At 35.0% G+C, this 26,792-nt stretch carries 17 protein-coding genes; 4 read left to right on the forward strand and 13 right to left on the reverse strand.

Annotated elements, in window-relative coordinates; all coding sequences use genetic code 11:
- Positions 1 to 10: 10 nt before the first annotated feature.
- The 4 genes from OGZ34_RS11530 to OGZ34_RS11545 all read right to left on the reverse strand — a co-directional run bounded on the left by OGZ34_RS11530 (position 11) and on the right by OGZ34_RS11545 (position 7,138).
- Entirely contained in the window at positions 11 to 2,281 is a 2,271-nt protein-coding gene (locus tag OGZ34_RS11530) for a TonB-dependent siderophore receptor (RefSeq protein ID WP_263360260.1), read from the reverse strand.
- Positions 2,282 to 2,536: 255 nt separating this feature from the next.
- Complete coding sequence (locus tag OGZ34_RS11535) at positions 2,537 to 3,262, reverse strand: hypothetical protein (RefSeq protein WP_263360261.1); 726 nt, start codon at positions 3,260 to 3,262, stop codon at positions 2,537 to 2,539.
- Between the two features lie 232 nt (positions 3,263 to 3,494).
- Positions 3,495 to 4,658 (reverse strand): PepSY-associated TM helix domain-containing protein, encoded by a 1,164-nt coding sequence (locus tag OGZ34_RS11540; RefSeq protein ID WP_263360262.1) that lies wholly within the window; start codon positions 4,656 to 4,658, stop codon positions 3,495 to 3,497.
- A gap of 74 nt (positions 4,659 to 4,732) precedes the next feature.
- Positions 4,733 to 7,138: a TonB-dependent receptor gene (locus OGZ34_RS11545; protein WP_263360263.1), complete on the reverse strand. Its 2,406-nt coding sequence runs from the start codon at positions 7,136 to 7,138 to the stop codon at positions 4,733 to 4,735.
- Positions 7,139 to 7,248: 110 nt separating this feature from the next.
- Here OGZ34_RS11545 and OGZ34_RS11550 point away from each other — a divergent pair, with 110 nt between their 5' ends.
- Positions 7,249 to 8,235, forward strand: coding sequence for a helix-turn-helix transcriptional regulator (locus tag OGZ34_RS11550; protein WP_173966945.1), 987 nt, complete (start codon positions 7,249 to 7,251; stop codon positions 8,233 to 8,235).
- 50 nt (positions 8,236 to 8,285) lie between these two features.
- On the opposite strand, the gene OGZ34_RS11555 is transcribed toward OGZ34_RS11550, so the two are convergent.
- Positions 8,286 to 10,715 carry a TonB-dependent receptor gene (locus OGZ34_RS11555; protein WP_263360264.1) on the reverse strand — a complete coding sequence of 810 codons (2,430 nt, stop codon included), beginning with the start codon at positions 10,713 to 10,715 and terminating at the stop codon, positions 8,286 to 8,288.
- A 117-nt stretch (positions 10,716 to 10,832) separates the two neighbouring features.
- A complete protein-coding gene (locus OGZ34_RS11560; RefSeq protein WP_263360265.1) occupies positions 10,833 to 13,154 on the reverse strand; it encodes a TonB-dependent receptor in 2,322 nt (773 codons plus the stop codon).
- A 257-nt stretch (positions 13,155 to 13,411) separates the two neighbouring features.
- On the opposite strand from OGZ34_RS11560, the gene OGZ34_RS11565 reads away from it, so the two are divergent.
- Positions 13,412 to 14,572, forward strand: a complete 1,161-nt coding sequence (locus tag OGZ34_RS11565) for an MFS transporter (protein ID WP_263360266.1) — start codon at positions 13,412 to 13,414, stop codon at positions 14,570 to 14,572.
- Positions 14,573 to 14,738: 166 nt separating this feature from the next.
- Here OGZ34_RS11565 and OGZ34_RS11570 read toward each other — a convergent pair whose 3' ends face one another.
- The 5 genes from OGZ34_RS11570 to OGZ34_RS11590 form a co-directional block, all read right to left on the reverse strand.
- Positions 14,739 to 15,116, reverse strand: a complete 378-nt coding sequence (locus tag OGZ34_RS11570; RefSeq protein ID WP_263360267.1) for a hypothetical protein — start codon at positions 15,114 to 15,116, stop codon at positions 14,739 to 14,741.
- Positions 15,091 to 15,435: a DUF3592 domain-containing protein gene (locus tag OGZ34_RS11575; RefSeq protein ID WP_263360268.1), complete on the reverse strand. Its 345-nt coding sequence runs from the start codon at positions 15,433 to 15,435 to the stop codon at positions 15,091 to 15,093. Before OGZ34_RS11575 ends, OGZ34_RS11570 begins: the two co-directional genes overlap by 26 nt.
- Positions 15,436 to 15,450: 15 nt before the next feature.
- Entirely contained in the window at positions 15,451 to 15,927 is a 477-nt protein-coding gene (locus OGZ34_RS11580; RefSeq protein WP_173966940.1) for a DUF6265 family protein, read from the reverse strand.
- 210 nt (positions 15,928 to 16,137) lie between these two features.
- On the reverse strand, positions 16,138 to 18,438 hold the full coding sequence (locus OGZ34_RS11585) for a DNA topoisomerase 3 (protein ID WP_263360269.1): 2,301 nt from the start codon (positions 18,436 to 18,438) through the stop codon (positions 16,138 to 16,140).
- Between the two features lie 427 nt (positions 18,439 to 18,865).
- Entirely contained in the window at positions 18,866 to 20,308 is a 1,443-nt protein-coding gene (locus OGZ34_RS11590) for a hypothetical protein (RefSeq protein ID WP_263360270.1), read from the reverse strand.
- Positions 20,309 to 20,568: 260 nt separating this feature from the next.
- On the opposite strand from OGZ34_RS11590, the gene OGZ34_RS11595 reads away from it, so the two are divergent.
- Together OGZ34_RS11595 and OGZ34_RS11600 are read left to right on the forward strand one after the other, a co-directional pair.
- Positions 20,569 to 21,363, forward strand: a complete 795-nt coding sequence (locus OGZ34_RS11595) for a DUF5995 family protein (RefSeq protein ID WP_263360271.1) — start codon at positions 20,569 to 20,571, stop codon at positions 21,361 to 21,363.
- A gap of 275 nt (positions 21,364 to 21,638) precedes the next feature.
- A complete protein-coding gene (locus OGZ34_RS11600) occupies positions 21,639 to 22,787 on the forward strand; it encodes a serine hydrolase domain-containing protein (protein ID WP_263360272.1) in 1,149 nt (382 codons plus the stop codon).
- Positions 22,788 to 23,219: 432 nt separating this feature from the next.
- Here OGZ34_RS11600 and OGZ34_RS11605 read toward each other — a convergent pair whose 3' ends face one another.
- Both OGZ34_RS11605 and OGZ34_RS11610 read right to left on the reverse strand, forming a co-directional pair.
- The gene (locus OGZ34_RS11605) at positions 23,220 to 25,619 is read right to left on the reverse strand and encodes a serine hydrolase (protein ID WP_263360273.1); all 2,400 of its coding nucleotides are present in this window, start codon (positions 25,617 to 25,619) and stop codon (positions 23,220 to 23,222) included.
- A gap of 295 nt (positions 25,620 to 25,914) precedes the next feature.
- On the reverse strand, positions 25,915 to 26,787 hold the full coding sequence (locus OGZ34_RS11610) for a hypothetical protein (protein ID WP_263360274.1): 873 nt from the start codon (positions 26,785 to 26,787) through the stop codon (positions 25,915 to 25,917).
- Between the last annotated feature and the right edge of the window lie 5 nt (positions 26,788 to 26,792).

Genomic DNA, 26,792 nt, shown 5'->3' on the forward strand with positions numbered 1-26,792 from the left:
ATTCAAAATTTTAGAATTTATATTTTAAGCTTGTCAAGATTTGACGAGGTGCAATTGGGTTGATACTGTAATTTTCGTGAACGGTATAATTCAATTCGTTTGTAATATTAGATAGTTTACATAAAACAGAGAATTTTCTCCACTCGTAACCTACAGAGGCATCAATAGTAGTGTAGCCTTCGATAGGAATATCTCTGTCTCTAATGGTAACAATGTAAGCAGGATTTGGTTTTGGATTGGCAGGTGTAGGCTTAACAGCTGTCCACAGATAATCATCATTCCATCCACCTAAACGGTTACCAATATAGTTAGCGATTGCTCCAAATGAAACTCCTTTAAACATTCCTTCCGGTACTTTATAGAAGAAACTTAGGTTGGCTGTATTTTTAGGTGTTCTTACAACCTGATCTCCCGCTACAAAACTTCCACTTGTTCCTGAAGTTTTAGTATAACGCATATCATTATAGCTATAACCGGCAATAATATTAAGTCCTTCAATAGGTGTTGCAGTAACATCAATTTCAACCCCTTTACTTTTAGTAGCTCCACCCAATACTTTTATGCTTGAATTCACATTTTCAGTAATACCATCGGCTAGAAATGGTGCGGTTTGAGCCAAATTGCTGTTTGAGATTTGGTAAACCGTTAAGTTTGTGCTTAACAAGCCCTCAAAGAATTCTTTTTTAATACCTGCTTCGTATTGATCAATGATCGATGCTTCAATTGTTTTGTTGTCAACCGTGAATCCTATATTTGGTGAAAACGAGTTCGAGTAGCTGGCAAATAATGAAGTGCTTTTTGTTGGTTGATAGATAATACCCACTTTTGGAGAGAAAGCATTGTCCAGTTTTTTAGCACCAACTTCTGCTATTGCATTTTCCGGAGCGACCGTTTGAACTTTTGTACCGGTGTTATAAGTTTCTTTGTAAGTGGTAGCTTGGCCTTCTTGCCATGACCAACGAATACCTGCTAATACTTTGACTTTTTCTGTAATCGAAATCAGATCCTGAAAATAAGCCCCAAAACGATTGGTTTCTGTTTTTAGAATTTGAGTCGCTCTTGCGTTTGGAATATCATTTTTTTGTTTTGAAGGATCAAAAGTAAACAAATTGATAGTGTCATAATTTGCCGGATCAAAAGCATAAGTGTATCCGGTAGCAAATGAGTTTTCCCAATCAACACCTGTGAATACTTGATGTTTTACTGATCCGGTATTGAAATTTCCTTGTAAGCTTAATTGGTCGCCCAATATCTGCTCTAAATTTTTATTTTGGACTAATGCTCTGGTCCAGTCGCCACTATTGGTTATATTAGACATCTGAGCTGTAGATTTTTGAGTTCTATCATAACTTTGGAAAGAACTATTAAAGTTTAGTTTCCAGTTTTTATTGAAATCATGGTTTAATAAAACCGAAGCACTTGCTGATTTTGTAGTACCATTAGACCAAAGTGATCCGTAGAATGCATTACGAGGTAAGTCAAGAATTTGTTTTCCGATAAGTCCTGTTCCAAAATCCGGAGTCCAGTCTGCTGTTAAATAATCCCCTTGTACCGTAATTTGTGTTTTTGGATTGATGATAAAAAGTAAAGACGGGTTTACGTATACACGTTCGTTTTTTACTACATTTCTGAAGCTTTCAGAGTTCTCGTAAGAACCGTTTATTCTAAAAGCAATTGACTTGCTAAGAGGACCATAAAAATCGAAAGAAGGTTTGTAGAACGCATAACTTCCAATTTGCATCGATACCTCACCGCCTGATTTAAATGAAGGTGTTTTGGTTACCAGGTTTAAGATACCTCCCGGTGCAACGTTTCCAAACAATAAAGCCGAACCTCCTTTTAAGAATTCAACTTTCTCCAGACCCGAAACATCAGGAATGGAGCCTGAATTGTAACGAAATCCGTTTTTAAACATATTGTTATCAGACATGTTGTATCCTCTTGAGAAAAAAGACTCCGTTGCACCACCTCGGGCAGAACCTACATAAACACCATTAGCGTTTTTAATAACTTCACTTAAACGAATGGCTTGTTGTTGTTCGATTACATCAGAACTAATAACCTGTATGCTTTGTGGATTGTCCATCGGTTTTAATCCTGAACGAACTGCAGTAACCGGTTTAGGCTCTCTATTGGTTTTAATTAATACTTCATTTAGTATTTCTCCTTTTTTGTTTTTTACCGTGTCATTGGCAGTTGAGGCTGCCTCGTCGCTTGAATAGTTTTGGCTGTAAGAAGCAAAACTTATAAAGGATAATGCAAGTAGTAAATTATATTTCATGTTGCTTATTTAGATTTAATAAAAATAAATTTTTGCAAATGTAATATCGAGATACGGTCTTAACAAAATTTTCAGAGTTTTTCTAGATTAAAATTTCATTAGAATAGTCTTAAGATTAGCTTAAGATTTTGCTTTTATAAATTTTATTAAGTAAGGAAGAAAGAGTGTAAAAGATATTTTAGGCTAAAAAAAGCCTTGCTCATTACGAACAAGGCCCAACTAACTATAAAATGATCAAATAATGAAAGGATTATATTATTTAACGGCAATTAAATAAGTTGCCATCTTCCAGATTTCGTTGTAATTTTTACCATTATGTTCTCCGGCAGCTTTTTCGGTATAAGCAAACTCTACCATATAATTTCCTGACCAAAGCGGAGTAAAAGAGATTTCTCCTTTGTCATTGCTCCATAATTCTTTTTCCCAGCCATTGGGAGCAATTACTTTTATTTTTTGTTTTTTAGCCGCTGCACCTTCATACAAAGCATTGATGTTTAGTACTGCTTTTTGTTTAGCAGCTGTCACTTCTTTAGCAAAGACACTAATGATGTTTGTATTTGCGGCAGCATCATTTCCTTTTGCGGCATTGCCAACGGTAACCGTTGCGCTTGAATTGTAATCTAATTTCATGGTACCGTATACATCTTTTACAGTATGATGCATCACTACCGTATAAACGCCGTCCTCATCTGGTGTAAAAAAGGCCTGATATTTATTTTCTAAGGCTGTAGCGGTAAGTTTGGTTTCTTTTTTTGACGGGCTAATTACAACCAGTGAAAAATCTTTTAAATCCGAAAACCATTTTGCCGAAGTTGTAATATCATTATCTGAAAATTCTCCAAAGAAAACAGATATTTCCTGAGCTTTTCCTTTAGCTCCCACTGCTTTAGTTTCGATCCACAAGGCATGAGCAAATAGGGCAGGGCTGGCAATTAACATTAAAAGTAAAAATGTTATTGATTGTAAAGTTTTAGATTTCATAATATGCAATTAATGAGTTAATAATTTCGTATCACAAATGTAAAGTTTAATATTAGTCTGACAATATTTATTTAGAATAATTATGAATAATTGCATTTATTAGTCGGTTTTGGTTTTGTCATTTTTGAAAAAAAAAACTTTAAAATGCTAAAAATGATACTTCTGAGATATGAATTATTCTCGCTTTACATTGAATTTAAACAACTTTAATCAATTATACAGAAAGGTTTATTTAAGTTTTTTTTGTTTTTTTCTTTTGGCGTCCGTACCAGATTATAAAGCCGGTGACGGGCAAAAACATACAGATCAAGCCTACGATTAGAGTAAAAACTTTTCCAATCCAGCCTGCCCAAAATCCAATGTGAAGATTCATCGTCATACCGTCAATTTCTAAACCTTTGATTACTTTTGCGGGAATTTCTATTTCTTTACCGGTGTATTTGTTGATAGAGAAAGTTCTTCCGTTTTCAATTCCTTTAAGTCCTATCTTTTCAGCTGCAACAGCAAAATAGCTGGTAATACTGTCTTTTCCGGCCACAGACAACCGTACTTCCTGTACCGTTTTATCTTTGGCATAAAGATTCTTCAAAATAGTATTCAAAGGCATTACAGTTTTGGTGGAATCATAATCCGGTTTTATTTTGCTCATCGTTTGGAAAGCATGTGGGGTACCATTAAAAATAGCATGTGTGGCTTTATTTAAAGGAGTATTTACTATAATCAATCCGGTAATTGTGATCATAAGAGCCGGAAGTAAATTGTAAAATCCGGGAACGTTATGCAAATCATAATTAAGTCTTTTAAAACTAGCGTTCGTTTTTATGGTAAAACTTTGCTGTCTGGTGGTACGGTTCCATTTTTTAGGCCACCACAGAATAAGTCCTGTGATGAGTTCGATAAGAAATATCCAGACTGAAATTTCTACAATAAGGTGACCTGCTTTGCCAAAAGGCATTTCGCCACTGTGTATGTGAGCGATGATATAAAAAACATCATAGGCACCTCCGGAATCCAGAATTTTTCCTGTATAAGGATCAATCCATGAAAATTGTAACTCCCTTTTTTTGGTTGCCGATGCGATTTTTATGGTTCGCTTAGGATCGCGATAAGTAACAAAATAAGTTGCTTTGCGCTCCGGACGCTGTTTTTTGAATGCAGCTAAAACTTCTTCGGGAGTGAGTCTTTTTTCCTTAACCTCTTTTACATACTGTGAATTATAAGCCAGTTCATCAATAATGTCATCACAAAAAATGAATAGCACTCCTGTCAGGGCAACAATAAAAACAATTAAACCGGAACCAAGCCCCAGCCATAAATGAAGCCAGTGGTTTAATACACTCCATTTACTTTTTTGTTTGATTTTCTTCTCTTTGGTTCGAATTGGATTTTTGGTCATGATATAAAATAATAAAAACCAAGCCCACAACTCTTTGTATAGTTGTCAGGCCTGGTCATAACTAAATTGAAAAATTAAATTTTAAAGTTAACTCCGAATAAAAAGGTTAGTGGTTTTTGCGGCTGACCATAACCATTGTAATATTCTTTATCAAAGAGATTGTCGATTTTCATGCTCAGTCTGTATTTCGGCTGATCGTAGAACAATAAACCGTCAAAAACGGTATAACCATTAGAACTGAAAGTGTTGGTATCGTTCATGAAAATTTTACTCACATAGTTACCCCCGAAACCAACTCCAAGTCCTTCAGCTTTACCTTTTAACACACGGTAACTCATCCAGAAATTGGCCATTTCCTCAGGAGAATAATCTAAGTTGTTACCAATGATTGCCGCATTTGAAGCTTTTACAAATTTTGCGCTGTTTTTTGTGTAACCTGCCACTACGTTGAAACCCGGAAACGGATTGGCAATAATTTCGGCTTCAAAACCTTTACTGCTTTTTTCTGCATCCTGAATGCTGTAGGTATTGGCTCCTTCAATGACATTTCGTAAGCCGTTTTTAATGGCGATTTGGTAATAACTTACTGTGGCGACTAATTTGCCTTCAATAAAATTGAGTTTCGTTCCAATTTCCCATTGATTTGCTTCTTCCGGATCAAAGTTTTCTATTCCAGTTTTACCTAAAGCAGGGGCAATGTTCGAGAATCCGTTTTGGATGTTTGCAAATACAGAGAATTGATCTACCACTGGTGCATATACAAAACCGGCCTTCCATGCCATTGTATTTTGGTTGAACCAAGGACTGGTGACAACCCCGTTTGTTTTAATGCTTTTCTGAAAATTTCGATCAAAACGCAATCCTCCAAGGAAAGTGAATTTTTTATTGAAAGTGATGGCATCAGACAGGTAAATCCCTAAATTGTTAGTTTCTGTTTGTGTATTAGCAACCGATGCATTTACGGTTTTTAATTTGTCATCCCAGGCTTCTTCGGTCATTGGCGGCACAGCTCCGGTAGTTACGTCAATCTGATCGTATTCGATAAACGGCCCGCGATACAAAGCACGCTGATAATCATCATACATTGTGGTATAGGTACCACCGACAACAACTTTATTTTCAAATTTTCCAAACGTATGAATGCCTGTAAAATCTTGTTGAATTTGATTTGAACCTGCTTCACGCGGATGATATTCGATGAAATTTCTTTGCAGCATTTTATCTGTCATCATCACCAGTCTGATATATTTTCCATCCGTATCGATAGACGATGAGGTATATCCGGTTTTTGAAGACCAGTGATCCGTAATTTTATAATCAATTAAAGCTCTGAAGGTTCTTGAGAACATTTTGGCTGCCATGTTTCTGCTGTGGTACGAAGTATTAAAATCCCATTTCAAATCATCCCATGAATTGTTTTTAGCAATTAGAGCCGGACTTACCCCTCTGGCAAAAAATAAATTTCGGTCGGTTTTATATAATTCTGCATCCACCAAAATTGATAAACGGTCGTTTACCTGATAAGAAAAAGAGGGAGCAATTAAATAATTTTTTTGGAAAACTTCCGGTTGGAAACTTTGTTCAGAATGATAAGCTCCGTTGATACGAAACAAAGCCGTTCCGTCATCGTTTAAAGTAGTATTGTAATCTGCAGTCAGACGATTTAGGTTCCAGCTTCCGGTGGTGTAACTAAGTTCAGCTTTTTGACCATTAAAAGGACGTTTTACAACACGATTCACAACACCTCCATAATTGGATATATTATTAAAAGAAGAACCAAAAAATACGGCAGATGGTCCTTTGATTACTTCAATTCTTTCAAAGTTTTGTGGATCTATGGGCGCTCGTACATAAGAAACCATTCCGTCACGTAAATAACCGTCAGAACGGAAACCTCTTAAATAAGCAGACACATTTCCGTCATTAGTCTGTACATAACCACCACCCGTAATACTTTTCATTGCTGTTGGAAAATCAGTAACCAATTGCTCTTTTAGAAGTTCTTTTGTAACCACTGTGTACGACTGGGGAGTGTTGATGTTACTTAACGGCAGTCTTGATACAAATTGTGTTTTCTTCTGAGCAAATTGATTTTGGCGCTGTGCGGAAACTACCACTTCACGAAGCTGTGAATTGCTTTCTTTCATGAAAATATTGGGCAAAACCTGATTAGTCAGCTCTACTTTTACGATTAACTCCTGAGATTCAAGTCCTAAAAAAGAAAAGGTTAGAGTGTAGTTTCCAAAGGGAACATTTTTAAATTCGTAATTACCATCCTGATTGGTTTCAACGCTGAGATTAAGTCCGCTTAAGGTAACATTGATATGCTCGGAATTAACTCCATCGGCTGAGGTTACTTTTCCTTTTATTGAGGCATTTTCCTGCGCAATAATTTGATTAGAAATGAAAAATACCACCAAAAAACTGAGTTGTAAAATCTTGTAATACAATGGATTTTGTTTGTTTTTAACAAATGACATATTATTCTTATTTAGATTGATTAAAATTTTGATAATTTTACGCAAAAGTATAGTATAGAGGTATCGGCAAAAGCCGTAAAAAGGATTAAAATAAACGCAAAAGGAATTATATGAAAAGTCAGTTAAGAAGCGAAATTTATGAAGACGGAGTGCTGCTCATTGACAATCCTATTCCGTTTAGTGAAACCTTAATTGAAGAGCGAAAAGAACATAATTTTAATGGCATAAAAGGAGTCTTAACAAGTATTACATTAAATGGGGTACAACTGGAATTTAAAGATGTAACAATTGCAAAAGATTTCTATTCGGTAGCTGTAGAGCATGATTTCTCGTTTATAAAACTGCACTTTGAAATAGAAGGGGATAATGAATATTGCCCTGATAATAAAAAAGAAAAAAGAATCTACATTCCTCAAGGACATTACAATTTCTTCTATTTACCAGTAATCAAAGGAAACCTGAACTTTAGGACTCAAAAAAGAAAAACGGTCGAAATAAGTTTTACGACAGATTATTTGCAGCAATTGTTTCACTCTAATTTAAAAGAAGCAATTCCGCTATTGGCTGAAGCTATTGAGAAAAAAACTGCCTTTCTGATGTGGGATAAGAGTCGGGTGATTTCGCCACAATTGCAAAAAATAATAACCGAAATAACAGGCTGTACTTACAGTGGAGTTATTAAAAAAGCTTTTTTGGAATCGAAAGTAGTAGAGATAATTTCGTATTTGTTTACAATCATTAATGAAAATGAAAACAAAGAAGAATTGGCAGAATTAAGCCCGTATGATTATTCTAAGATCATAGAGCTGGAAACCATTCTAAAAAGCCGATTTAGAGAGAATCACAGTCTTTCCGGCCTTGCTGCGAATATTGGACTAAACACTTTTAAATTAAAAAAATACTTCAAGCAAATTTACGGAGTCTCGGTTTTTGCTTATCTGACTACGATAAGAATGGAGTATGCCAAAAAGTTAATCGTAGAAAAAGGATTCGCGATTGCTGTTGTTTCAGAAGAGGTTGGGTATAAAAATCCACAGCATTTTACAGTAGCATTCAAAAAGACTTTTGGCTATTTGCCCAGTAAGCTAAAAAAATAAAAAGAGGCTAACTAAAATTAGCCTCTCTTTTATATTCAGAGAATAGTATATTAGAATTTGTAGGCGAAACTCGCGACAATATTCCTTGGTTTTTGCGGATTTAGGGTTGACCATCCACCATTAAAATAATCTTTGTTGGCAATATTGTTGATGTTAAAGGCTACGCGAAATTTATTTGAATTGTAGAAAACAGAACCATTAATAACAGTATATTCCGGTAATACAAATTTTCCGGTTTTAGAACTGTCCAAAATGGCATTTTCACTCGCATAATTTCCTCCAAAACCTAGACCGAAATGCTCGAGCGTACCTTCTTCAAATTTATAAGTTGCCCATAGATTTATGAGGTTTCTTGGACCTGACCAAAATGGCCTTTTGCCTTGTTCCAGCCAAACATTACCAACATCACCTTTTGTAATTTTGCTGTCGTTATAGCTGTATCCGGCAATAATACTTAATCCTTTTATTGGTGCGGCATTTAAATCAAATTCAAAGCCTTTGCTTTGCGCTTCACCACCTTGTGAACTGTACAATGGGTTGCTGGTTACCAAATTGGCTACATTAATATTGTAATAGCTAATAGTTGCGTTTAATTTGTCTTCAAAAACATTTGCTTTTACACCAAATTCCAATTGATTGGCATGTTCCGGTTCGAAAGTTTTGGATCCGATTAAATTGCCATCAGGATCATAATTTACGGCTGGTGCAATGTTTCTGAAACCATTCATATAATTGGCAAATACAGATAATTTGTCTTCAATTGGCTGGTATAACAACCCGAATTTTGGCGACAAAGCAGTTTGTGTATAATCGTCATTTTTATTTTTGATATCACCTTTAGTATCAAAATAATCTACTCTTAAACTTGCCATCGCTAACAGTTTTGATGTAATATTAAGCACGTCGGAAGCATATACACTGTAAGTAGCGTCCTGCGGATTAAAGTTTCCTGCCGGTCTGTTTGCCAGTAGTTTGTCAACAGATGTTTGCGTTAGATAATAAGGGGCGGCAGGGTCTAATTGTCTCACTTCGCCTTGTGCGGTAATGTTGTAAAGACGGCCATAACCGGAACCTCCACTCATTACATTTCTTTCAAAATAATCAAGACCAGCCACAAGACGATTGCGCATGTTACCAATTTTGAAATCTCCAATAAAATTCTGCTGAATATCAGTCGTTACAGTTTGTGATTGTTCTTTGGTGATATTAAATCCGAAATCTTTATTTCCATCTTCATTGTCATAGATATAAGTGTAATAACCTCTTGATTTTGATGAACTTCTTGATAAAACAGTCTGTGAAGTCCATTGCTCAGAAATTTTATAGGTCATCTGTCCCTGAAGGCTATATCTTGGATTTTTTATTGATAGATCGTTGCTGTAAAAAGATAAATCGGTATTATAGTTTAATTCGGCTAAGTTAGCATATTGCAAAGCAGAATCTCTGCCTAAAAACAGCATTGACGGCGTTGTTTTTTCTTCCAGCATTAATTCCGTATTGATCAAAAAGGAAAGCTTATCGTTTACTTTGTATGAAAGGGAAGGAGCTACAAAAAATGAAGTACGAAATCCGGCATCCTGAAAACTGTTTTCGGTTTGATAAGCAGTATTAATTCTGAAAAGAACATTATCTGCGTCGTCCAGTGGAGTATTGATGTCGGCAGTCACTCTGTTTAAACCAAAACTTCCGGCCAGATAAGATACTTCGCCTCCAAAACCACTGTATGGTTTTTTGGTAACGGTATTAATAAGTCCGCCGTAGCTCACTAAACTGCTGCCAAATAAAGTTCCGGATGGACCTTTTATGACTTCGATGCGTTCAACGTTTGCGGGATCTAAACTTCCGTTTGTTAAACCCGGTAATCCGTTTACAATATTGGCCTGGACTTCAAATCCACGAAGACTATAATACGAACCACCATCACCGCCACGACCTGTAGATTCCCATAATTTTTGAATTCCGGGTACATTTTTTAAAGCGTCTTCATAATTTGTAATGGCTTGTTCCTTAATCAATTCAGAAGAAACAATGTTGTAAACCTGTGGATTTTCGACATTTTTTAAAGGCATTTTTGAAACATAAGTACTTTGCTTAGGAAAAGCTTTTCCTCGATTATTGGTAATGATTACCTCTTTTAACTGTTTGTTTGAAACCTTCAACTGTAAGTTAAGTGTTGTAGTTTCACTGATCGAAACAATTACTTCCTGTTCCAGAGTTTCATAACCGGCTAAAGAAACTTGCAAAGTGTAGGTGTTTGGTTTTACTCTGTTAAATTCAAAAGCACCATCTTCATTACTGGTGGTACCGTATTTTGAACTTTTAAGGATAATGTTAACGCCAACAGCCAGTTCGCCATCAGATGTCGTTATCGTTCCTTTAATCTTTCCGTTGTTTTGCTGAGCAAAAGCACTGAAAGAAAAGAGTAAAAAGAGATAGATTACGAATTGAGAATTTTTAATTCGTTTTTCAAAGTTGTTCATGATTTTTTTGATTGGTTAATGTTATCAGTGAATAATTGCGGGAAATTAATAAGGAACTAGTTTTCTTTTAAATGCAAACACCTCTAAAGTAGAGGTGTTTTTTTATTGCAAATTATATTAAAACTTAAGAGTTAAGTTTACTAATAAGTTAGCAGGAGCTTGCGCCATTCCATAAGAGTCCCAGTATTTTTTATTGTTTATGTTGTTGAATTTAACGCCGATTCTCCATGTTGGCTTATCATAAAATACGGTCGCATTGTAAACAGAATAAGATGGGCTGTAAAAACTTTGGTCTTCAAACTTGTATTGTTTGTCTACATAATTGCCTCCAAAACCTAGTCCTAAATCTTTTAATTTGTTTTGAAACTTATATGATATCCAAAAGTTAACTACGTTTTCCGGAGCTCCGCTGGCCTTATTTCCTTCAATAGCTGCATCTGATGATTTTACGATACGATTATCATTATAAGCATATCCAAGCATAGCACTTAAACCTGCAACAGGATTGGCAATAAATTCAAAATCTATACCTTTGCTTACTTGTTTACCATCCTGAACATTAAATCCGTCAGAAGTTGTTCTTGTAGCATTATCAATCGTAATGTTGTAGTAACTTAATGTTGTACTTAATTTTTTATTGAATGCTTCTGCTTTTACCCCACCTTCGTATTGGTTGGCATAAACCGGTTTTAATATTAATAAGGTTCCGTCTGGCTGATTTACCGGACCCGAATTTTGAAAACCATTCATATAATTTCCAAATAAAGAAACCTGATTTTTAACAACCTCGTATACTAAACCTAATTTAGGAGATAAAGCAGTTTGGTTATATCCCTTTGTGTCTTCCAGTTTTTTCTGAACGAAGTTGTCCATGCGAAGACTCAACATGGCTGATAAACGATCTGTAAAGCTTATCACATCTGAGGCATAAATACTAAATATTTGTTCATCCGGAACTGCCCATGTAAGTTGAGATACTACTGCATCAACTTGTTTTTTTCTGATAGGATCAAAAGGTTTTGTGACATCGATAGTGTCCAGAACTGGCGTGGCACCATAATTAAAAGTACCTTTTGAGAATCTGTAATTAGTCCCTAATAAAAGTTTATGTTTGATGCTTCCGGTAGAAAACTGACCGTTAATGTTTTCTTGTATATTCGTAAATTGATTAAATATTGGACCAAAACGGGATACGCTTCTTTTTACTTCTGTAGGTGAAGTCCATTGGGTGTAATATTGATAACTGCGATCTACATTTTCATCTATAAAAGAGAAAACAGTAGTAGATTTCCAGTTTTCTGCCAATTGATATTCTGCCTGAACAAAAACTTTTGTTGATGAAGTTTTGGCATCAAGGTCATCGTGAAATAAACTTTTTCTATAGTCTACCTTTAAATCCGTTGGATTTGTAATTCCCGGAGCGTAGAAACGTCCGTAAGTAGGACGTGTGTTGTTTACATTGTAGATTTCGGTATCAATACTTAAGGTTAGTTTATCGGTTGCTTTGTAAGTAAGACTTGGCGCTATCAGGAATGTTTTGCTAAAACCATAGTCTAAGAAACTCTTTTCGGTATTTACCGCAGCGTTTAATCGAAACAATACGTTGTTATCAGGTGTTAGAGGAGTATTAACATCAAGCACTAGTCGGTTTAATCCAAAACTTCCTCCAGTATAGGATACTTCTGTTTTTTTAGTTTCAAAAGGTTTTTTGGTAACTAAATTTACAACACCTCCAAAAGAAGAAACAGACGACCCAAATAAAGTCCCCGAAGGACCTTTAAGAACTTCAATTCGTTCTGCATTATCAATAGAAATAGAGCTTCGCCCCGTCATATTTTCCATTCCGTTTCGTGCATTGACACCGGTGCTAAAACCTCTAAATGAAATTTCAAGTCCCCCTGATGGATAAATTTTTGTGGTTACACCGGGTGCATTCACAGCTGCACTTCTAATGTCTATTGCAATTTGTTCTTGTAAAAGTTCTTTTTGAATAACGTTGTAAACTTGAGGGTTTTCCAGATTTTTTAGTGGCATTCTTGCTACGTAATCGGTTTTTTTAGATAAGATGCTTTTTTTGCCATTCACGACAACTTCGTGTAATTCTTTGTTAGAAACTTTTAATTGTAGATTAACAGCGGATGTTTCGGTTTCAGTAACAACTACAACTTGTTCTGTAGTTTCGTAGCCTGTTAAAGATATTTGCAAAGTATAAGTATTTGCTTTTACTCTGTTCAGTTCAAAAGTACCATCGTCGTTAGTAACGGTACCGTATTTTGAGTTTTTAAGAATGACATTTACTCCAGCGGCAGCATCGCCATCAGATGTTGTTATCGTTCCTTTTATTTTTCCGAAGTTTTGTTGGGCAAATGAACAAAGAACAGAAAAAAAGAAACTGACTGTAAATAGAAAACGATAGGTTTTCTGAAAAGAATATTTCATTTTATAATATTTGGTTAGAGTTTTATTTTTATTTAGAATTAATAAAAACAGTGCAAATGTAAAAATTAATATTTCTTTAACAAATAATGTTTAGTTTGATTTCATGAACTTTGAGTTAAATCTGGGGTAGTTTTTTTAAATTTCTTTGAGGAATGATCGGAATGAATTAAATTTCTGACGTTTATTAAAAAACGTAAAAAGGGTAGAAGTTACACTTTGAATGCCTTAATTTTGTGTTTTAAAATGAAGCTCTTGATATGATTTTACCTTTCTTGAAAAAACTACAGTATTCTCCCAAAGGATATCGTTTGGCTAATACTGTATTTTTCTTTCTTTCGGGATTTGGATATTCTTCCTGGGTGTCCCGTATTCCACACATACAGGCGCAATTGCATTTGTCCGAAGCTCAGTTTGGAGCAGTTTTATTTGCCTTTCCGATTGGTTTAATGTTAACGATGCCTTTTACAGGAAAGCTTTTGAATAAATACAGCAGCCGTTATGTTATGTTGCTGGGAGCAATCATGTTTAATATTGTATTGTCTTTACCTGGATTGGTTGCTTTTGTGTGGCAGTTGGTTATTGTGCTCTTAATCTTTGGTGCGTCGCGTAATATTTTCAATTTATCAATTAATGCACAATCTTTGGAGGTTCAAAAGTTATATCCACATTCTATTATAACCCGTTTTCATGCCGTTTGGAGTATAGCAGTTTTCTCGGGAGCGGGATTGGGATACGTAATGGTAACACAACATATTGCACCGTCACATCATTTACTGGGGGTAAGTGTTTTTATGCTCGCACTAACAGCTTGTTTTTACCCAATGAGTATTCATAATGAACCCGTACCGGTTAAAAAGAAGTTCTTCTCGATGCCCGAAAAAAATCTGGTTAAGTTTGCCCTGATTTGTTTTGTGTCTATGGCTTGCGAAAATACGATGTACGATTGGAGCGGAATTTATTTTGAAAACATATTAAAAGCTTCTCCAAAGTTAACCAGTGCCGCATTTGTCTTTTTTGCAACAGCAGTAACTCTTGGACGTTTGTTTGGTGATTATGGCGTAATGAAATTTGGTACCAAACGAATTCTGTTTTACAGTGGTGTTTTAATCACATTAGGATTTGGTATTTGCTTCATCCTGCCGTTTGCTTACCCGACTATTTTTGGCTATGTCTTGATTGGGTTTGGGGTTTCCTGTGTGGTTCCGCTTGTATTTAGTATTGCCGGAAGATCATCAAAACTAAGTAGCGGTTCTGCCTTAACTTCGATTTCTACTATTGGTTATCTTGGCTTTTTACTGGTTCCGCCAATGGTAGGGTTTATATCCGAATATTTAAGTATGAAATGGGCATTTTTGGTAATGGCGCTTTTAGGAATACTCATGATCTTTATGGTGAATAAGATCGGGGAAAACGAGTGATTTTTTTGAGAGACTTAGATGCTAAGTTGCTAAGGTTCTGAGTTTTTTTAATTCCGGAAGAATGAACTACTTTGTAGCGATGGATTTTAATCCGTTAGAATTGTTTTATAGAATGTTAAAAAAAATAAACCCGGGTTAAAAAGGTATATTAGGTACTTAAAAGTATTTAGCGATATAAATATCTAACTATTTCTTCATTTTTTTTATCATAAAAATAGCCATCATTATAAAACTCATTTGTTAGGCTGACATCGTAATTATTTTCGATATATTGAAGAATTTCTAAAAAGGAAAGTAACGTTTTTCTTGAATGTTTGCAATTTATATAAAACAATTCCGTTTCTATCTCATTTTCTATGTAGCAGAAATTAAAATCAAAAGTGCTATATGAAACAAGCGAATTTTTGTCTGTTCTATTATATCTAAAAATAAATGAAGAGATTTTATTGTTAATGAAATCAATTATAATGCTCTTGGTTTCATTATGTCTACTGTATCCGTTGTATAATTCTTGCTTGCTATTTTTTAAATCTATGTCTGGCATCTGTTGGGCTCTCAGGATTAATGTACAATAATATTTTTAGATTAAAATTAGGACTATCTAACATTATCGGAATCTTACTTTGATAAACATGTTTTTTATCATCGTAAGTGTATTCAACGATTGGAACATAATATGTTTTTCTAATCTCCGGAGTACTAGGATTTCCGTTCGTGTCACGCCATTTTATTCTTTCTTCAAAAGAAACAATTTCATTTTCAATTAATATAAAAGACTTGGGGATAAATGAATTTTTTAAATACAATATTAAATTCACTAAAATGCATAAACCAAAAAAAGTAAAAACTAGAATTATGAACATAACGCGTTGGTCTTATTACTTCTTCACCATCACAAATTTTTCCGAACTTGGTTTACCGTTTAAATTCCCTGAAATCTCAGCAGTTAAAGTATTATTCGCACCTTTTGTATAGGTTATCTTTTGCGGATAATCGTGTTTAGAATTCTCGAAAACCAATTGTTTGTCTGATTCAGCAGTCGATTGAAAAGCCACCGGTTTGTCATCATTCTGGCCTTTCACCGTTGCAATATAAGTTAGCGTTTCGTCTTTTTGTGCTAGAACGATAGTTTCGAAATGAATGGTGTCTTTTTCTTTTATGAAATAGGAGGAAGCACTAAAAGTACTATCGTTTAGTTTTTGCCAGTTTTCGGTCAGAACACCCTCTGGAGATTTGTTTTCCCAGTTCCCAATGAGCCAGTCTGCAACTTTGATTTTATCTTTTTCGGCGGATTCCTTTTTTTGACAAGAAACTGCAACTAAAACAAGAGCTAAGAGAGTAATTTTCTGAAACATATTTATGAGTTTTGATTTTAAATGGAAGTACTAAAGTATGAAAAAGAATGGTTTATTTTAAAAAGTGAGATGTGAAAAGTGAGATGTGAAAAGTAAAATGTAAAAAGTGAAAAGTAAAATTGTAACGTAATTCATATTTAACGTCCCACATCTAACATCTAACATCTAACATCTAACATCTAACCTCTAACCTCTAATATTTCACATCTATCAAAATTCACAAAGTATCGAATAAACCAATTCCTTCGTTGGTTTTTGATCTTTTAGTTTGGTTCTGACGTCATCAAAAGTAACTTTAAAATCGCAACCTGATTTATATTCACTACAACCATAGGCAGTTTTTCCTTTCAGAACGGTACCCTTTTTACATTTCGGACACGTTAAGGCATCTGATGCTACGGCAGTTTTTGCTTTCGGAGCTGTTTTTTTCGTTTCTAATCTGAGTTTGTAATTTTCTTCAAAACGAATCAAACCTTCAACAGTTCCTTCTTCAGTTTTGAAACCTTTTATATTTACTGTTGATCCTTTTTGGACTAGTCTTAAATATTGATTCTCAGATATTTTTTTCTCAGCAAAAGTATAGGGCAGGAGAAAATCGCAACCCGATTTATATTCGCTGCATCCAAAGGCCGACTTTCCTTTTATAAGGTTTCCTTTTTGGCATTTCGGACAGGTTTCAGCCAGAATACCCGCAGCTTTCTTTTTTTCTGCTTTTACAACTGGTTTTTCAATCGTCGCAGCATGAGAAATATTGGCGTGTCTGGTTTCGCTTCGCACTTCGGTAACCAGAGCTTCGACCATGCGTTTCATGTTTTTTATAAATGCTCCGGCGGTATAAGTTCCTTTTTCGATATCTTTCAATTGCTTCTCCCAGGAACCCGTTAGTTCAGCCGATTTGATAAGTTCGTTTTGAATGGTATCAATAAGCTGAATTCCTGTTGGTGTTGGTAAAACCTGTTTTTTGTTTCGAATGATGTACTGGCGCTTGAAAAGTGTTTCGATAATATTGGCCCTTGTTGACGGACGCCCGATACCGTTTTCTTTCATCAGTTCGCGGAGATCTTCATCATCGACTTGTTTACCTGCGGTTTCCATGGCACGTAACAAAGTTGCTTCGGTAAACTGATTGGGTGGCTTGGTTTCTTTTTGCAGAAACGAAGGTTCATGCGGGCCTTTTTCGCCCACCACAAAACTGGGTAATAAGTCGGCTTCTTTTTCTTTGGCGTTTGGATCTTCGAATACAACGCGAAAACCTTTTTTTAAGATCTCTTTTCCAGTGGCTTTAAAAGTCACATCGGCGGCTTTTCCAATTACGGCGGTATTGGCAACCAGACAATCGTCGTAGAATACGGCAATAAAACGTCTTGTAATAATGTCGTAGACTTGCTGCTGATTGAATTGTAAATGAGCTTCTATTCCGGTTGGAATAATTGCATGGTGATCTGTCACTTTTTTATCGTTGAAAACCTTTGGCGATTTTTTTATTTTTTTCTCCAAAAGAGGTTGTGTTAATTCGGCATATTTGGATAATTTTTGCAGAATTCCCGGCACTTTTGGGTAAATGTCATTTGGTAAAAAGGTGGTATCAACTCTGGGATACGTAACTACTTTTTGTTCGTATAAAGTTTGAACGATTTTAAGCGTTTCATCTGCCGAGAATCCAAATTTAGTATTGCAGTATACTTGTAATCCTGTTAAATCAAATAGTTTTGGAGCGTACTCGTTTCCGTTCTTTTTTTCAACAGAAACAATTTCGAATTCGCTTTCTTTTACTTTGTTGGCTAAAAGTTCTCCGTCTTCTTTTTTCAGAAAACGTCCTTCTTCGTAGCTAAAAAGTGTTTCTCTGTATAAAGTTTGTAATTCCCAATAGGGCTGAGGTTTAAAATTTTCGATTTCTTTAAATCGGTCGACAACCATGGCCAATGTTGGTGTTTGCACGCGTCCAATAGACAATACTTGTTTGTAACCGCCATGTTTTACGGTATACAAACGCGTAGCATTCATTCCCAGTAACCAGTCGCCAATGGCTCTTGAAAATCCGGCATAAAATAAATTATCATAGTTTTCGGAGGGTTTCAGGTTTTCAAAACCTTCTTTGATGGCTTCGGTGGTTAGAGACGAAATCCACAAACGTTGTACTTCACCCTTATAATGCGCCTCATTCATTACCCAACGCTGAATAAGTTCTCCTTCCTGCCCGGCATCCCCGCAGTTGATAACTACTTCGGCCTTGTCAAATAAACTTTTTACGATTTTAAACTGCTTTTGGATTCCTGAATTTTCTACCACTTTGGTTTCAAACTTCTCAGGAAGCATGGGTAAGTTGTTCAAATCCCAGCTTTTCCAATGGGGTTTGTAATCATTGGGTTCTTTTAAGGTGCATAAATGCCCAAAAGTGTAAGTTACAGCATAACCATTGCCTTCAAAATACCCGTCGTGTTTGGTATTGGCTCCCAAAACAGATGCGATTTCACGTGCGACACTTGGTTTCTCAGCAATACAGACCTTCATTTTTCTCTTTCTTATTCGAAGCGAAATTAGGAATTTTAAAAGTGGTATTGAAATTATAGAGTTATAAAGTTACAAAGAGGCAAAGGTGCAAAGGGACAAAGGGTTTTTTGTTTCCCGCAGATTTGCGTGGAGTGATTTTATAAAATTTATTTAAATCTGCAAAATCTGCGAGAGAATAGAAGTACATAGCTATGCGGTTTATTTTAAGTGAAACACCTTTTACGCGCATTTTGAGCTATGTTTCTATGTGTTTAAAGATCCGTACAGAAAGAATTAAAGTGAAAATCTGTGGAATCTGCGTGAAAAATCTTTTGATATTTCTAATCTTATTGCCCATGAATAAAACATAAAAACCACAAACAGAAGCTTGTGGTTTTTGTAATTATAAATTTCAGCTTTGCCTTAAAGTAAAAGGTTTGCTATTGGGTTATTTTAATTTTAGACGCAAATTAGATTCTCTCAAGAATTCATTAACATGTTCTTGTTTGATTTGTGTTCTGTTTAACCCCTTCAGACTGCCTACATATCCTGTAAAAACATGGCTTATATTGAGGGGAGAAATAACTCCTTTATGAGATGTATTATGGCAAAAGAAGCAATTAACAAGATCGTTAACTGAAGTTTTGTTTATTGTTGTTGGACTAAATCCTGCCTGAACATAGGTTTCCATCGTAATATTGTAGGCTGCAACGGAACCTCTCGTTAATTTTCCAGGGTTAGAGTCTGAAAGAGTATCAGATAACGAATTTAATAGAGCTGCCTGGGCCTGAGTGGTGTTGTATCCTGCTGTATTAATCCATAATGAGCCATTGTAAAAATAATTATTCCAAATACCTTTCAGCTGTGTTTTAACGCTTTGATTGATAGTACGAATATTATTGAAGTTTTGTGAACCATTTTGACTCGTTTGCATATAAACCTGAACATTGTGAGAACCTTTCATTACTTTTTCAACAGGAATACCATATTTGTAGAGGGAAAAGACATCTGTATAAATTCCATTTTTTGTAGTTATATTTTTAACCGTTGCAGTGCTGGTTTTATTAAAAAAGGGATAGTCAACAGTACTGGTTACGGGCGCATCAGTTGATGGCGTCGCTTTTGACCAATCGTAAGCAGGTGCAAGGTTTTCATGCTCAAAAGTAGCCCATACAAATTCGGGATGATTCTCTACAACTCCCACTACATGCATCCCTAAAAGTGCTACTCTTTTTTTTACTCCGTTGATTACACCCTGAGTAATAAAATAAGTAGAAGGATCTTTAAGAGCACTCGCGTCAATCCAGGAGGTTTTAAGTTCTAATGATCCTACAGGAAAAGTTATATCTTTTATTTTGGTGGGATCTTTTTTTGCTAATGGACCATATTTTAACATGGTTGAGTACATAAGGTCATCCATGAAAATAGAATAATATACCGTAGTAGATTTAGGGACACCTGATGTGTATTTAGGGGTTTTTAAAATGTCATGGGAAGAACTTGCCTGAGCGGTATCTCTTAGAACAACAATTCCTTCACTTGTATCTACTCTTTTACCTTCCGCAGTCACCTGAATTAATTTACGCATAAATAATGGCAGTCCATTGACATCATTGGTGAGCCAAAGAAACTTTTGCCAGGACCATTGATGAAAGTCACAATTTGTTACCGTTGTATTGTTAGCAAATACGCTTGTTGGTCCTTCATTTGGCGGAGGAGTCTGGCGAGTGTTGTTTACAATCCTAAACCAATTAGCAGGAGCTAAACAAGTAGAAGTAGCGGCACTTTTATTTACAGTTGTATAAGTGTCTTTTTCTGTCTTTGGATCCTTTTTACAGGCACAGAGTGAGATGAGGGTGATTAAAAGCAATACTTTTTTTGTAGTTTTCATAGTGGGGGTCTTTAGTTAATTTTTGTAGTTATCTCTTTTTGAATAGTTGAAAGTAGGTAATTAAGAAACTGGCTTCTTAAAAAATGTCTTAAACGCTCCATTTTTAGGTATGAAGACAAGAAAAGCATGTACGAATAAAATAGGAGATTCTTCTTTTTTCTTAAATTGAAAAATAACAAGATAAATGCTTCAAAAAAGACATTTTGAAAGATTAAAATAATTATATTCGTTCTGCCAAAAATAATCTTAACCCATTAGAAATGAATATAAAACAAGCTACAACAATAGACGAAGTCATTCAGTTACTGGATGAAATAATAGCCCTGTCAAAAATAGAACAAAGCGCTATAGGTTTGTTTGCTACCCTATACCGTGAAGTTACCGTAAAAGTAAAAGAAGGTATCCAAAATGGCTCTTTTCAAAATGGAGAACGAATGGAAAAACTGGATGTTATTTTTGCCAATCGGTATTTAATGGCCTATTACCAATATAAAGCCAAAGAGAAACCATCGGAATGTTGGGGTTTTGCCTTTGAACAAGCCGAAAAGTTTTGGCCGATCGTTCTTCAGCATTTATTACTCGGTATGAATGCTCATATAAATTTGGATTTGGGTATAGCTGCCGCTGAGATCAGTACAGTTGAAGACATAGCGGATTTAAAAGCGGATTTCGATAAAATAAATACCATTTTAAGCAGTCTCGTAGGAAGTGTAGAAAAGTGTCTGATTAAAATTTGGCCAACGCTCACATGGATACTTAAAGTAACAGGCAAAGTAGATACCTTTTTTATTGATTTTAGTATGGAAACCGCGAGAGACGGCGCGTGGAAATTTGCAAACGAATTTGTAGCGGTTCCGGAAGACAAAAGAGAATCCTGTACACATGAAAGAGACGTGAGAATAACCCAAATTGCTCGTTTAGTTTCAAACCCCGGTTATTTTGTGAGTGCCGTTTTCAAGTTCATTCGCTTATTCGAAAGAGGAACTGTAGCTCAAAAAATAATTGATATGCAGATTATGGAGCAAAAAAAGGTCGATTGTGCTGTCGCAGCGTGATTTTAATTTCGATGGATCTTCTTTTTAAATATATATTCTAAGGGGATTAAAATTCAAGTTTGCAATATTGACAAAAAAAAAGATAACTTGTTTTGATTACTTGCGGTTATTGGTATTCTTGTCCTATAAGTATTTGAATACCAGAAATTATTTAAAGAAATGACATCTGGTAAAATTATCTTAATTAACATAAATATTAAGAAATAGCTTACGCCTTATAATTATCTTGGTTTGGTTATAATTTTAAATGAACTATTAAACTAATCAAGTAAAGTATGAATTCAAAAACAGAATTATCGGCAGCTAAAATTTCGACTAAAAAATTAAACCTTACATTAAATAAAATATTTGAAGAATCCAGTTTTCAGGGCTTTGCTGTGGGAATTGTAAAAGGTGATTCTGTTTATTTTTCTAAAGGTTATGGTTGGGCAAATGCCAAAGACAAAGTACCGTTTACCGAAAAAACGATCATGCCAATTGCATCTGTCAGTAAAACTTTTATAGGCTTTTCGGTTGCGAAAGCAATTGAGTTAGGGTATTTTACAGCTGAAACGCCTATCAATGAAATTTTACCCTATCCGATAATTAATCCTAACTTTCCGGACGATATTATAAAAGTAAAACATTTATTTACTCATACTTCTGGTATTATTGATGTTACAGAGGTTTACTATAGTACTTATCAACTTAATAAAAGACCGGATATAGCGCTGGATGTTTTTCTTCAAGAGTATTTAGATACATCCGGCAAATTGTATTCAGAGCGTAACTTTGACATTCATAAAGCGGGTAAGAAGTACAATTACTCGAATATAGTGTCTGCTTTAATGGCTCATCTGATAGAAATTAAGTCAGGTATTTCTTTTGATGAATTTACTAAAAAATATTTATTTGAACCTTTGGAACTTAAGAATACGCACTGGTTTTACAATGAAAAGAAAGCCAAAAAATATGCAACTTTATATGAAATATATCCAGAGGATGAGCCACCACATAAAGATTTTATTAATCCTGACAAAACGCTAAAAACATACAGTTGTGTTACATATCCGGACGGTAGTTTGCGTTCGACAGTAAAGGATTTGTCTTCGTTTGTTATAGAAATGATCGAAGGCTATCAGAATGAATCGGATATATTAGGGGATGAGTACTATCAGTTGCCTTTTCAGAAACAATTTAGTGAAGGGACGTTTCCTTTGAAATTTGAAGGCCTTGAAAATCAAGCCGTTTTTTGGACATACGATAAGATTCACAGTATCAGCCATGGCGGGAATGATCCCGGAGTTACTACCTCTGTTTCAATTGATTTAAAGAATAAGATTGGACGCATCATTCTTGTAAATTGTACTATTATGAATGAAGACCGAAAGGATCTTACAGGTGATTTACTGAAAATTGCGCAAGCGCTTTACGAAGTTCAATAAAAGGGTAAAAATAGCGGTTGAAAAAGAAAAAACAGAATATTTAGAAAGAGTGCCGAAAAGAAAGTAATAGCCTTGAAAGAGCTTTTTTATAGTAAGAATGCGCAAATGTCTTTTAAGAGACTTTTGCGCATTTCATTTAGCTGTTCGTTATTTTTAGTTTTACAATTCATAAAATGGTTTGGGAACTAAATTAATTCATAAAGTCTAAATTCCATTTTCCATATAGGCAAAGATATTATTTAGCTATGCTGAGTCTCCCAACTTGATTAGGAACTACAAATATGTGACTAATAAATCGCCTGGAGCTCTAAATATATGATTCAGGAGTTCGATATTATAAAAACAGACTCATTTTGCAGGGATTTAATTTTAAATTAAACTACTGTACAAAGTCGGGTGGTATCACAGAATCTTTAGATTCGCATCATAATTTTAGATTTTTTCAAAAAGTAAATTCTTAATCCTGTCAGAATTTATGTAAAATCCTGTAATTTTTTGCTGCTTATCGCGAATAAACCGAATACCTCCTAAATTTCGGGCACTACTTAGAAACAGATCTGACTGAATAGGAGTTAAATTGATAAGAGGCTGATTTTTATTGTTTGTAAATAAGCCATTTTCATTTTGAGCCAGAGTATAGCTTACTTTTAAATCCTGTGAGTAATAGGTTCCTGAAAATTCGTCCAGATTAGTAGCAGAATAGGTTTTAGGGCTGTAGTATTCATACACATATTCATCACTTTCACCAGAAGTGTAAATCATTTTCAAATGGCCATTTTCCTTGCGAAATTGAACAATAATGACATCATCTCCATCAATTATCATTTGAAATTTATTTTCTGCTATAGGGACTAATTTACTTTCATTGGCATTGCCCAATTCCTGATAGCGTAAAGTGTCATTTTTTACATAAATCCTGCGTCCGGCCATTCTCTCATTATCCCAGTAGTTCCCTGAGTAGGTTTCTAAAAGTTTGCCGGATAGTTTAACGGTTTTTAGCTTGCTGAAATCAATGCTGGGCGGTTGAGTAAAGGTATTTCCGAGTACTTCAACAGCCATATTCATAGCAAGACTGCCATTGTATCTGTTGTTGTTTCCAAGTACAAACGAAGTAACTTTTTGATTGGGGAATATGAAAATATTACTTGCATAACCGCCATCTAAACCGTACGTCCAAATTTTTGGAACACCACGTTCCGCATGTAGGTACTGCTGTCCATATAATAGTCTTCCAAACGTTGGATTAAAAGTAGTTTTACCATCATCTAAAGTAACCGGAGAAGTTAGTTTTTCGATCAGTTTTTTACTGCCAACTTTGGGATTTTCAAAATTGAGATACCAGCGGCTCAAATCGGCTGCCGAAGTATAAAGATTGGTCGTTCCGACAATGGAATGATTGATGAGGTTGTTTTTCAATCCTTTTTTAGTGGTTTGATACGAAACAGCTGCGTTGGGGATTATCATCTCATTATCATCACGAAGCAGCGTGTTGGCCATTTTCAAAGGTTGAAAAATATGTTCCTGAGAAAATTCAGCAAGAGTTTGACCAGTAACTTGTTTAACTACTTCGGCTAATAAAATAAGTCCGGAAGAAGTATGTGAAAATTTTGTTCCTGCCTCATAATCTAATTTTTTTTGACGGAAAATTAAATCTAAAGCATCTTTTTGTGTAAAAACATCTTTCTCTCTCCAGCCTGCAATTTCTTTTAAAGCTAAAAAATCGTGTAAACCACTGGACTGACTTAATAAATGCTTTAGGGTGATTTTAGATCCAAAATTGGGTAGTTGCGGAATATATTTACGAACATCATCAGATAAAGACAATTTTCCTTGTTCTTCCAATAACAAAACAGCAAAGGCAGTAAATTGCTTGGCCATAGCTCCTATTTGAAATTTGGTATCTGTATTAATGGGAATTTCATGGGTTAAATCTGCACTTCCAAAACCTTTTAAATACACGATTTGCCCCTTTTTTAAAAGGCCTGCTGCTACACCCAATTTAGCCGTAGAATTATCCCACTCCGAGAATACTTTATCCAGATTTTTAATTGGTTCTGGTTGTACAGCAAGTTTGTTTTTTTCGATAAGATTGATTATTTCAGAAGCCATTTTTGATCCTGCGCTGGGGTCTTGCCCTGTTACAAAACGGCCATCTGTAACATAAAAGCCTTCTCCTAATTTATCAGAATGCACAAAGTTGCCTTCATTTTGTTTTATGGCCTGGTCAATGGCAAAAGGAAATGTTTTGTAATAGTCCTCTTTTTTGTCTTCAAATTGATCTGCAAAACCGGTTATTTTTCTGCCCGCATAAAGTGATTTACCTGAGGTGTCTTTCAAATAGGCCAAACCAGCCGTACCGTGACAAATAGCCGAAACGATTCCGTTATTGGCGTAAATTTGTCTTGCAAGATTTTGAATTACAGTATTTTCGGCTACGCCAAACATAGCCGCACCGCCGCCGCCATAAAAAATAGCACCATAATTTTCAGGAACAACTTCGATGGGTTTCATCGTATTTTTGAGTTTATTCATGAAAAAAGGATTGTAAAGGAATTTTTTATGAATACTATCCGAAGCATTGATATAGCCAATAGGGACAGCTCCGCCATTAGGACTTACAAAATCTACTGTAAATCCTGATTTTGTGAATACATCGTATGGCACGGCAATCTCCCCAAAGTGATTGGCAGTTCTAATTTGTGAAGTTCCATAATAGTCTTGATTGGAAACTACAAATAGGATTTTGTTTTGCGAAAAAACCAGGGTAGAGAACAAGCAAAAACAAATGCTTATCGAAAAGAGAAATCTGAACGTTGAAATTACTTTGTACATATTTGCGTTTTTTTAATTTTTAAAATGGATACAAATATGTTGTGAATAAAGGGCCTGGAGGTTTTATATTATGGTACAGGAGTTCGGTATTATAAATATGAACTCATTTTACAGACAGTTTTTGGGTATTTCAGGTACGAAGCCTCTTGACTTCGTACCCGGTTACTATATTCCGTTTAAAATAGTTTTACTTTTCTTGGTGATTGATTAGAGTAAGTTTAAAGTCGGGAGAATTCTCTGAATGGATTTGCACTATCGTAGCTCAAATATTCGAATACTTTTTTATGAGTTTTTCTTAATATTTTTTCCATTCAAAACTTTTAAAACCGCTTTCCATTGCCCATTTTTTCCATACAGCTTGTAGAATTTCATTATCTCTTTGCCCTTTAGGATACTTGTAAGATTGTAATTTATCATTTTTATCTCTTTCGTGCGTTTCTAGTACATGAAGATTGATGTATTGATTTTTAATGCTTTTATTAGGTGGCAAGGATAACGAACTATTTATTTCGAGGGCTTTGGATATATCAACATTATTAGTTTTACAAAATTGCCTTACTTTGTCTATTTCAGAATTGCTAAAATAGAATTGACTATTTCTTTTGTTGTCGATGTATTCTAAATAGCCATCTGTGAAAACATAAAGATGGTTGTTGTACTTCACTAATGTGGTATCTATACCATCAGTTAAAATAGTATCTTTTTTAGTGATCGGTTCGTTTGCAATTTTTTCACTTAAAATACTAATTAAGTCTAATCCGTCATTGTGTGTGTTTGTATAGGTGAATTTGACATCTCTTTGAAAATCAAGTAATTTTTGTTCCAATCCCTTGTTTCTGTATTCTTCTGTAGAATTTATAAAACGTTGTTTTTCTCCCAAATCCTTAATTTTGCCTATATCAATAGATGTAATAGTTTTCTCTGAAAATGGAGAAAAGGAGATAGATGACTGATCCCCAATTTTTTGACCAGGTTTGACACATTCAGTTTTAAAAAAATGAAGTATTTTATGAATTTCATCTATATCTTTACATGGCTTATTGTGTATGCGACTTGATAAATCTGAAATAATGACTATATTTTGGTAGAGAAGTTGCGTTTTTTTATGTTCCTGAGTACATGATAATAACATAAGTAAAGCAGAACAAAGGAGTATGTTTTTTTTCATGAGCT

The sequence above is a fragment of the Flavobacterium collinsii genome (assembly GCF_946903285.1).
Lineage (GTDB): Bacteria > Bacteroidota > Bacteroidia > Flavobacteriales > Flavobacteriaceae > Flavobacterium > Flavobacterium collinsii.

Coding starts and splice junctions, on each gene's coding strand:
- OGZ34_RS11605 (WP_263360273.1), bottom strand. CDS start 25,619: ATGTACAAAGTAATTTCAACGTTCAGATTTCTCTTTTCGATAAGCATT.
- OGZ34_RS11590 (WP_263360270.1), bottom strand. CDS start 20,308: ATGAAAACTACAAAAAAAGTATTGCTTTTAATCACCCTCATCTCACTC.
- OGZ34_RS11560 (WP_263360265.1), bottom strand. CDS start 13,154: ATGAAATATTCTTTTCAGAAAACCTATCGTTTTCTATTTACAGTCAGT.
- OGZ34_RS11530 (WP_263360260.1), bottom strand. CDS start 2,281: ATGAAATATAATTTACTACTTGCATTATCCTTTATAAGTTTTGCTTCT.
- OGZ34_RS11535 (WP_263360261.1), bottom strand. CDS start 3,262: ATGAAATCTAAAACTTTACAATCAATAACATTTTTACTTTTAATGTTA.
- OGZ34_RS11555 (WP_263360264.1), bottom strand. CDS start 10,715: ATGAACAACTTTGAAAAACGAATTAAAAATTCTCAATTCGTAATCTAT.
- OGZ34_RS11540 (WP_263360262.1), bottom strand. CDS start 4,658: ATGACCAAAAATCCAATTCGAACCAAAGAGAAGAAAATCAAACAAAAA.
- OGZ34_RS11550 (WP_173966945.1), top strand. CDS start 7,249: ATGAAAAGTCAGTTAAGAAGCGAAATTTATGAAGACGGAGTGCTGCTC.
- OGZ34_RS11600 (WP_263360272.1), top strand. CDS start 21,639: ATGAATTCAAAAACAGAATTATCGGCAGCTAAAATTTCGACTAAAAAA.
- OGZ34_RS11575 (WP_263360268.1), bottom strand. CDS start 15,435: ATGTTCATAATTCTAGTTTTTACTTTTTTTGGTTTATGCATTTTAGTG.
- OGZ34_RS11570 (WP_263360267.1), bottom strand. CDS start 15,116: ATGCCAGACATAGATTTAAAAAATAGCAAGCAAGAATTATACAACGGA.
- OGZ34_RS11595 (WP_263360271.1), top strand. CDS start 20,569: ATGAATATAAAACAAGCTACAACAATAGACGAAGTCATTCAGTTACTG.
- OGZ34_RS11580 (WP_173966940.1), bottom strand. CDS start 15,927: ATGTTTCAGAAAATTACTCTCTTAGCTCTTGTTTTAGTTGCAGTTTCT.
- OGZ34_RS11610 (WP_263360274.1), bottom strand. CDS start 26,787: ATGAAAAAAAACATACTCCTTTGTTCTGCTTTACTTATGTTATTATCA.
- OGZ34_RS11545 (WP_263360263.1), bottom strand. CDS start 7,138: ATGTCATTTGTTAAAAACAAACAAAATCCATTGTATTACAAGATTTTA.
- OGZ34_RS11565 (WP_263360266.1), top strand. CDS start 13,412: ATGATTTTACCTTTCTTGAAAAAACTACAGTATTCTCCCAAAGGATAT.
- OGZ34_RS11585 (WP_263360269.1), bottom strand. CDS start 18,438: ATGAAGGTCTGTATTGCTGAGAAACCAAGTGTCGCACGTGAAATCGCA.